The sequence below is a fragment of the Phenylobacterium sp. genome (assembly GCF_036723115.1).
Taxonomy (GTDB): Bacteria; Pseudomonadota; Alphaproteobacteria; order Caulobacterales; family Caulobacteraceae; genus Phenylobacterium.
Genome location: NZ_DAIMHV010000116.1, coordinates 1 through 8,365, shown reverse-complemented (window position 1 = coordinate 8,365; position 8,365 = coordinate 1). Strand labels below are relative to the sequence as shown.

Below are 8,365 nucleotides of genomic sequence, written 5' to 3'. Positions count from 1 at the left end.
GGGTCTTGAGCATCCGGATGACCTCGGAGCCCTTCTCGTAGATGGTCGCGGTGTAAAAGTTGTCGATCTTCAGATAGCTGGACGGCCGCACCGGGTGGGCCAGGGGCCCCTGGTCTTCGGGAAACTGCCGGGCGCGCAGGGCTTTGACGTCCTTGATCCGCTGCACGGCCTCGCCGCGCATGTCGGCCGAGAAGCTCTGGTCGCGGAAGACGGTCAGGCCTTCCTTCAGGCACAGCTGGAACCAGTCGCGGCAGGTGATCCGGTCCCCGGTCCAGTTGTGGAAATATTCGTGGGCGACGACGCTTTCGATCCGCTCATAGTCGAAGTCGGTGGCGGTGGCCGGGTCGGCCAGCAGGAGGGAGGAGTTGAAGATGTTCAGCCCCTTGTTCTCCATGGCCCCGAAGTTGAAGTCGCGCACGGCGACGATCATGAACAGGTCCAGGTCGTACTCGCGGCCGAAGGCCTCTTCGTCCCACGTCATCGAGCGCTTCAGCGCGTCCATGGCGTAGGCGGCGCGGCTGGACATGCCGGGGTCCACATAGATGCGCAGGTCGACCTTGCGGCCGCTCATGGTGATCAGGCTGTCTTCCAGCACGTCCAACTCGCCGGCCACCAGGGCGAACAGGTAGCTGGGCTTGGGGAAGGGGTCGTTCCAGACCGCATAGTGCCGGCCGTCGGCGGCGGCGCCGGACTCCATCAGATTGCCGTTGGACAGCAGGTGCTGGAACGCCTGGTCGGCGGTCATCCGCACGGTGTAACGGGCCAGAACGTCGGGCCGGTCGGGGAACCAGGTGATCTTGCGGAAGCCCTCGGCCTCGCACTGGGTGCAGAAGCGGCCGCCGGACATGTAGAGGCCGTCCAGCGAGGTGTTGGCCGCCGGATTGATCTCCACCTCGGTCTCCAGGACGAAGGCGTCGGGGACGTTGGGAATGGTCAGGTGTTCGGCGTCGATGGTGCGCTCGGCCTCGGACAGGGCCTTGCCGTCGATGGCGATGGATATGGGCGTCAGCCGCTCTCCGTTCAGCACCAGGGGCGCGCCGGCCTCGCCGTTCCGCCGCAGGGTCATGCGGGCCTTCACCCGCGTGGCGGCGGGCTTCAGGTCGAAGTCCAGATGGATCTCATCCACCAGGAAGGCGGGCGGCTGATAATCGGAGAGGCGGATCGGCTGGGGGGTGTCGGTGCGCATCCCAGGGATTTAGCCCTCCCGGGCCTCCGCCGCCAGAGGGCGGCCCGGACGCTGCGGCGGGAAAGGCGTCGGCCTCAGCCGCGGGCGGCGATCCAGTCGCGGGCCGCCTGGCGGACCTGCGCGGCGTCGTCGTTCTGACCGAGAAGGGCGCTCAGCAGGATGCGGGCCTGGGGCGGTCCCAGGGCGCCGGCGAAGACCACGCCGGCCTCCCACAGCGCCCGGCCGGATTCATAGTCGGGGGCGGCCTCCCCATAGGGGCAGCGCGAGGTGGCCATGAGCACGCAGCCGGCGCCGGCCGCCTGGGCCGCAGCGCTCACCAGTGCGTCGGAGACATTACCCCTCCCGAGCGCCTGCAGCACCAGCCCTCGGGCGCCCGAGGCCACCGCGGCGTCCAGCAGCCGGGTCGAAGAGCCGAGCCCCACGGCCAGGGTCTCCACGGTCTCGTCCAGGCGCAGAGTCGTCAGCGGCGCGGGGCGGGACGGGGGAGGCCCGCTCAGTCGGGCCAGATCGCCGGCCAGGCCCTGGCGGTGATCGAAGCCCGCCAGTTCGGCGGTGTGGCGCTTGAAGCCTCCCGCCGCCGGCAGGATGCGCCCGCCAAAGGCGATCCAGACCCCGGACCCCTGCGCTCGCCCGTCGCCGGCCAGGGCCAGGGCGAGGCTGAGATTGTCCAGCCCGTCGAAATCGGCGGCGCCCGGGGCCCGCTGCGCGCCGGTGAAGACCAGGGGCTTTGGGGTGTTCCAGACGAGGTCGGCCAGGAAGGCCGTCTCCTCCAGGGTGTCGGTTCCATGCGCCACCACGACGCCCGCCACATCGGACTCTCGGGCGGCGTCCACGGCCGCCTGCACCACGGCCTGCGCATCGGCCAGGGTCATCTGCTCGCTCAGGCCGCGATAGGCCTGACGGACCGGCAGATCGGCGAAGGGTCCGGGCAGGGCCAGGCCCTGGCCCGCGCCAAGCGCGCCGCTGGCCGTCCGGGCCGAGCTGATGGTGCCGCCGGCGTCCAGCAGCAGGAGGGCGGGCATGGGCGTTGGGCTCGATCTCAGGCGGCGTCTTCGGCGGCCTGGACCGCTTGCTCGCTGGCGGCGGGAATCTGTTGCAGGAACCGGTCGACCTTACGGGCCTCCTCCGCCAGCCGGCGGATCTCCGGGGGCGCGTCCTCTGGCGACTCGTCCACCAGCAGGGCGAGGTTGCGGGCGATGGACAGCAGGCGCTTGGACGAGGCGATAAGCTTGGCCTGGAATTCGATTTTCAGCGGGTCGCGGTCGTACTCCGCCCCGGGCACCCGCCATCCGCCCCAGTCATTGGCGTCGGTCACCACCACCGGATAGGTGCCCGGATAGGGGTGATGGGGGCAGTCCTCCGGCTGCTGCCACTTGTTCCGGGCCCGGAGCAGCCGCCAGCTGGGCTCATCGTCATTGATCAGGTCATGGCTGTTCTGCTCGGGGCGCAGCTCATGAGCGTGGAAATCCCGTCCCAGGCCCACATCGTAGGTTACTCGGACAGGTTCGTCGAAACCTCGGGCCCAGACGGGCACGATTTTCTCGATCACCGCCCAGGCGCCGACGCTTTCCACCCAGACCTTCTGATTTCGTTGGAAGACCGCCTTGGCCATACGCACCACCGCACCTGTGTTTTGCGCATAAGACCCTGAAATTCTTGACGCGAGGTCAATCTTTTCACGCCTGCTGCGATGCGTATGGTGGGGTTTCAGGGAAACGCAGACGCCGCGAATTCGGCGGGATCAGACGGGCATGAATTTCGATTTTTCCGACGACCAGAAGTTTCTGAAGAACGAGGCGCGCAAGTTCCTCGAGGGGCAGTGCCCCACCAGCCGGGTGCGCAAGGTCCTCGACGACGAGGCCAAGCCCTATGACGAGGCTCTGTGGAAGGCGGTGGCCGAGCAGGGCTGGCTGGGGGCTGCGATCCCCGAGCAATATAACGGCCTGGGCCTCGGCCGGCTGGAGCTGTGCGTGATCGCCGAGGAACTGGGCCGCGCGGTGGCGCCCATTCCCTTCGCCTCCACGGTCTATTTCCTCGCCGAGGCGGTCATGCTGGCCGGCAACGAAGAGCAGAAGGCCTATCTGCTGCCGCGGATCGCCGCCGGCGACGTCATCGGCGCCATGGCGATCTCCGAAGGCGCCGGCGTGCCGGGTCCCTCGACGATCCAGGCCACGGTGGAGGACGGAAAGCTCAACGGCGTGAAGCTGCCGGTGACCGACGGCGACATCGCCACCGTGGCCCTGGTGATGGCCAAGGAAGGCGGGCGGCCTGGCCTGTTCATCGCCGACCTGACCGACCCCTCGGTGACCCGCGAGAGCCTCAAGACCCTCGACCCCACCCGCGACGCCGCCAGGCTGACCTTCAAGGACGCCCCGGTCCGCCGTCTGGGCGAGGCCGGCCAGGGCTTTGAACTGCTGGAGCAGATCAACGATCGCGCCGCGGTCCTGCTGGCCTTCGAGCAGTGCGGCGGCGCCGACCGCTGCCTGGAGATGGCCAAGGCCTACGCCCTGGAGCGCTACGCCTTTGGCCGGGTGATCGCCAGCTATCAGGCGATCAAGCACAAGCTGGCCGACATCTATGTGAAGAACGAGCTGGCCCGGTCCAACGCCTATTACGGCGCCTGGGCGCTCAACACCGACGCGGTGGAGCTGCCCGTGGCCGCCAGCGCCGCGCGCATCGCCGCCAGCGAAGCCTACTGGTTCGCCTCGAAGGAGAACATCCAGACCCACGGGGGCATCGGCTTCACCTGGGAAATGGACTGCCACCTCCACTACCGCCGTTCGCGACAGCTCTCCCTCGTGGCCGGCGCGCCGCGGGTCTGGAAGGAGCGCCTGGTCGCCCACCTCGAACGCCGCAACGCGGCCGCCGCCTGAAGGAGGAACTGAGTCATGGATTTCAAGGACACTCCCGAAGAGGCCGCCTACCGTCAGCAGGTGCGCGACTGGCTGGCCGCCAACGCGCCCAAGAAGCGCGAAGGCGAAGCTGATCCGCTGGGCGAATCCAGCGACGGCCTGGCCGCCTCCAAGGCCTGGCAGGCCAAGAAGGCCGCCGCCGGCTATGCCTGCATCACCTGGCCCAAGGAATGGGGCGGGCAGGGGGGCACCCCCATCCAGCAGGTGATCTTCAATCAGGAAGAGAGCGCCCATCCGACGCCGGGCAACCCCTTCCAGATCGGCCTCGGCATGTGCGTGCCCACGGTGATGACCTTCGCCGACGAGGACACCAAGAAGCGCTTCGTGGGGCCGGCCCTGCGCGGTGAGGAGATCTGGTGCCAGCTCTTCTCCGAGCCCTCGGGCGGCTCCGATGTGGCCGGGTCGCGGACCCGCGCCGAGCGCGCCCCTGACGGGTCGGGCGACTGGATCATCAACGGCCAGAAGGTGTGGACCACCGGCGCCCAGTTCTCCGACTTCGGCATCGTCATCTGCCGCACAAACCCCGACGCGCCCAAGCACAAGGGCCTGACCATGTTCTGGATCGACATGAAGGATCCGGGCGTGGAAGTGCGCCCCATCCACCAGATGTCCGGCGGCTCGGGCTTCAACGAGGTCTTCTTCACCAATGTCCGGGTCAAGGACAGCCAGCGCCTGGGCGCCGTCGATGACGGCTGGCGGGTCTCGCTGGTGACCCTGATGAACGAACGCCTGGCCGTGGGCGGCTCCACCGGGGCCGGCTGGAGCGCCTTCATGGAGGCGGCGCGGGGCACGCCGGGCCTCGATGGCGGGGCGGCGATCAAGGATCAGGCCCTGCGCGAAAAGCTGGCCGACTGGTACGTGCAGGCCGAGGGGCTGAAGCATACCCGCAACCGGACCATGACCGCCCTGTCCAAGGGCGAGACGCCGGGTCCCGAAAGCTCCATCGGCAAGATCATCTCGGCCGTGCAGATGCAGGAACTGGCCCATTCGGCGGTCGAGATGCTGGACCAGTACGGGATCATCAACGATCCGGAACTGGCGCCTCTGCGCGGGGCCTTCCATGCTTCGCTGATGTCGGCGCCGGGCATGCGGATCGCCGGCGGCACCGACGAAATCCTGCGCAACATCATCGCCGAACGGGTCCTGGGCCTGCCTGGCGACATCCGGGTGGACAAGGACATCCCGTTCAAGGACCTGCCCACCGGTCGTTAGACGAACCTGCCCGTTCTGACGGCTCAGGCCGAAAGCGCCAGGGGGCGGGAGACCGTCCCCTGGACCAGGCCGCTATAGATCCGGGCCAGACCGCTGAAGGTCGCCGCCCAGCCGTGTCGCTGCTCGGCTCGCAGGCGCGCCTGGGCCGACAGGGCCTCTACATCGCGCGCAAAGAGGGCGGTGATGGCGTCGGCGAGACCCGAGGCGGTGGCGCGCTCGGCCCGCTGGCCCACGGTCTCGTCGATCAACTCCCCCACGCCGCCCCGACGGGGACCGATCACCGGCGTACCGGCGGCGAGCGCCTCCAACACCGCCAGGCCGAACGGCTCGTTCTCATTGCCATGCAGGAAGGCGTCGGCGCCGGCGATCACGCCCGCCAGGGTCTCGCCATCGCTGACATAGTCCAGGCAGAGCACCGAGCGGCTGGGCTTCTGGTCGCGGCCGGCGCCCACCAGCAACAGCCGGTAGGGGTCGCCCAGGCGCTCCACCGCCTCGACCATGGCGTCGATATTCTTCTCCCGCGCCGGCCGCCCCGCGAAGACCAGCAGCCGAGTGCGCGAAGGCAGACCCAGGCGCCGCAGCAGGGCGGCGCGATCTCCGCGACCAGGATGGAAGAGGTCGAGATCCACCCCCAGGGGCTGGACGCTGGCGCCCTCCACCCCGGCCTCGGCCAGGCGGGCGGCCATGTGGCGGCTGGGGGCCACCACCTGATCGAACCGCGCGAAGGTCTCGGCCCACTGACGCCTCGCCGGCGCGCGGGCCCATTCCCCGAGGTGCAGGGCGGCCAGGGCTGCGGCGTCGGTGTGGCAGAAGCCCACCACCGGACGGCCCAGGGACTGTCCGGCTTCAAGGGCGGCGAGCCCCGGCACGAAAACGTCGCCCGCCTCGATGATGTCGGGGTCCAGCAGACGGATCATCTGTTCCCACCGGGCGGGGCTGGCGGGCATGCGGTAGCCGTCGCCGAAGGGCAGCCGGGCGGCCGAGATGGTCACCAGGCCTTTGCCGGCCTGGCCGGTGCGCGCGCCGGGGGCCAGGATGGTGTGGGTGATGTCGGGACGGGTCGTGGCCAGCCAGTCGGCCTTGGCCAGCAGATAGCGTTTCACCCCGCCGGAGCGGGGGGCGAACATCATGGTGGCGTCGAGCAGGTGGAAGCCGAAACCGGCCGACTCGACCGACCCTGCGGGGCACTCCCAGAGGCCCTTCGGGGGAAATGCAGAAACACCTTGGATCGACACGCTGGAACCTTCCCTGGAGTGCTCAACGTCGGGAAGGCAGATGTGATCCCGCACCCTCTCATGAAAGTGCCGATGGCGCCTGGAACAAGGTCGGCGGCGAGCTTCGTGGAGCTTGACAGTAGGGCCGCTCGCGCGGCTAGTTGGCGTGGGGGACTTATGGTTAACGCGCTCTGAGTGGGGGAGCCCGAGGCATGGCCGAAACGGCGGACCTGCGGCTGCGCGACGGCGCGCGCAAGGGCGTCACCGTCATGGTGCTCGCCAGCCTGATCCCCTTGCTGGGTTGCGAGCCCAAGCCGGGGGGCCTGGGCGGCCGGGAGGCCAACCTCTCCTGTCCCCGACCCCAGACCTTCCTGACGAGCGCGGAGTTCAACGCCCAGGAACAGCAGATCCGCGCCCTGCGTCGTCAGGCCTTCGCCGGAGACTTCTTCGCCCAGATCGATCTTGCGCGCCGCTATGCCGGCCCGACCTCCGAAGCGCGCAAGGTCGCTGATCCTGTTGAGGCGGCGGTCTGGTACGAGCTGGCGCTGTCCAACCCGGAGGGCTACGCCCCCATCGTGGCCGCCGCCCAGCCCCGCCGGGGCGGCCGGCTGGAGGACTGCCGCCAGGCCGAGCGGCAGGCGGCCTACCGCGCCCTGGAGGCCCTGCTCCGGCGCATGAGTTCCGACGAACGCCAGCAGGTGCGCGACCGGGTCATCTATGTGCTGTCCAAGCAGGGCGCGCCGGGCCTGCGCACCCTGGCCCGTCTCCATGACGCGGGCTTCGGGCCCTTCGGCGATCCCCATGAGGGATCCCCCATCAGCCGGCGTGACCTGGAAGGCCCGACGCCGCCGGCGGCCGCCACCCTGTTCACGCGCAACGACGTGGACGTCTACCTCTTCAACTATCTGGCCGCCCAGCGTGGAGACGTAGCCGGCTATGTGATGCTCAAGGACTTCGAGCGGGTTTCGGCCACCCGGGCGGCCCTGGGCGCCGACGCCGAGGCCAAGGCCAAACGGTGGACCGCGCCCTTCGAATTCTATCCGCCCCAGGCCCCGGAATCGGGCGTGCCGCATGGGGATGAGAGCCCGCCGGGTGGTGAGGCCGAAGCCGCGGCCCTGTCGCGGCTGGAGGAGCTGCCCTTCGTGCATGTGGGCCACGCCCTGGCCTTCCTGCAGGTGACCCCCCGGCCGGTGGTCACCAAGGCCGAAGTGACGCCGGCCCAGGTGCAGGTCTTCCAGGCCATGCTCGGCCGACCGGCCACGGGCCGGCTCAGCGCCCTCGAAGAGGTGAGGGCCATCCAGTATGCGGCGGTCAACGGCCACGCCCGGTCCCAGCTGGCGCTGGCCGTCATGTATTCCGAGGGCGTCGGGGTGCCGCGGGACTATGCGCGGGCCTTCCACTGGTACGGCCAGGCCGACCGGCAGGGCAACGCCGAGGCGAAGTACGCCATGTCCACCTTCTTCTCCCTCGGTCTCGAGGGGGTGGCCGACCAGGATAAGGCGAGCGCGGTGGTCTATCAGATCGACGCGGCCCTGGCCGGGTTCAAACCCTCCGCCCAACGCCTTCGCGAACTCCTGGCCCAGGTGTCGCGGGCCCCACGGACCTGACCTTTAGACGAGGCCCCGGTGATGACGACCCTTCTGTCCTTCGCCCCGACCCAAGGGCTCGCCCGCCGCGCCGTGCGGGGCCTCGCCCTGGCGGCCGGGATCGCCGTGCTTTCGATGGGGGGCGCAAGCCCCGCCCTGGCCGCTCCGGACGCGCGGGTCGAGGCCCAGATCCGTCCGAATTTCGGGGGGCTGATCAATCCGCCCCTGCGCTCCAGCCACAAGCCGTCGCAATGG

7 protein-coding genes and 1 pseudogene are annotated in these 8,365 nt (G+C 69.5%); 4 read left to right on the top strand and 4 right to left on the bottom strand.

All coding sequences use genetic code 11. The features are described 5' to 3' along the window. The 3 genes from V7D28_RS11610 to V7D28_RS11600 form a co-directional block, all read right to left on the bottom strand. Positions 1–1,186 (bottom strand): M1 family aminopeptidase (locus tag V7D28_RS11610; RefSeq protein ID WP_333587543.1); only part of this gene is annotated, 1,186 nt, incomplete at its 3' end. A gap of 74 nt (positions 1,187–1,260) precedes the next feature. Next, positions 1,261–2,208, bottom strand: coding sequence for an asparaginase (locus tag V7D28_RS11605; protein ID WP_333587542.1), 948 nt, complete (start codon positions 2,206–2,208; stop codon positions 1,261–1,263). A gap of 17 nt (positions 2,209–2,225) precedes the next feature. After that, the gene (locus V7D28_RS11600) at positions 2,226–2,798 is read right to left on the bottom strand and encodes a hypothetical protein (RefSeq protein WP_333587544.1); all 573 of its coding nucleotides are present in this window, start codon (positions 2,796–2,798) and stop codon (positions 2,226–2,228) included. A gap of 139 nt (positions 2,799–2,937) precedes the next feature. On the opposite strand from V7D28_RS11600, the gene V7D28_RS11595 reads away from it, so the two are divergent. Continuing rightward, entirely contained in the window at positions 2,938–4,059 is a 1,122-nt protein-coding gene (locus V7D28_RS11595; RefSeq protein ID WP_333587541.1) for an acyl-CoA dehydrogenase family protein, read from the top strand. Positions 4,060–4,074: 15 nt separating this feature from the next. Beyond that, positions 4,075–5,310, top strand: coding sequence for an acyl-CoA dehydrogenase family protein (locus tag V7D28_RS11590; protein WP_333587540.1), 1,236 nt, complete (start codon positions 4,075–4,077; stop codon positions 5,308–5,310). Positions 5,311–5,333: 23 nt separating this feature from the next. On the opposite strand, the gene V7D28_RS11585 is transcribed toward V7D28_RS11590, so the two are convergent. Continuing rightward, positions 5,334–6,545, bottom strand: coding sequence for a glycosyltransferase (locus V7D28_RS11585; protein WP_333587539.1), 1,212 nt, complete (start codon positions 6,543–6,545; stop codon positions 5,334–5,336). Between the two features lie 191 nt (positions 6,546–6,736). On the opposite strand from V7D28_RS11585, the gene V7D28_RS11580 reads away from it, so the two are divergent. Next, the gene (locus V7D28_RS11580) at positions 6,737–8,131 is read left to right on the top strand and encodes a tetratricopeptide repeat protein (protein WP_333587538.1); all 1,395 of its coding nucleotides are present in this window, start codon (positions 6,737–6,739) and stop codon (positions 8,129–8,131) included. Positions 8,132–8,152: 21 nt separating this feature from the next. Beyond that, positions 8,153–8,365 (top strand): annotated as a pseudogene (locus V7D28_RS11575) (hypothetical protein); the annotation flags it as partial.

What these genes read in the sequence shown, in the direction of transcription:
- V7D28_RS11580 (WP_333587538.1), top strand. Translation starts at nt 6,737, where the DNA reads ATGGCCGAAACGGCGGACCTGCGGCTGCGCGACGGCGCGCGCAAGGGC.
- V7D28_RS11595 (WP_333587541.1), top strand. Translation starts at nt 2,938, where the DNA reads ATGAATTTCGATTTTTCCGACGACCAGAAGTTTCTGAAGAACGAGGCG.
- V7D28_RS11600 (WP_333587544.1), bottom strand. Translation starts at nt 2,798, where the DNA reads ATGGCCAAGGCGGTCTTCCAACGAAATCAGAAGGTCTGGGTGGAAAGC.
- V7D28_RS11590 (WP_333587540.1), top strand. Translation starts at nt 4,075, where the DNA reads ATGGATTTCAAGGACACTCCCGAAGAGGCCGCCTACCGTCAGCAGGTG.
- V7D28_RS11605 (WP_333587542.1), bottom strand. Translation starts at nt 2,208, where the DNA reads ATGCCCGCCCTCCTGCTGCTGGACGCCGGCGGCACCATCAGCTCGGCC.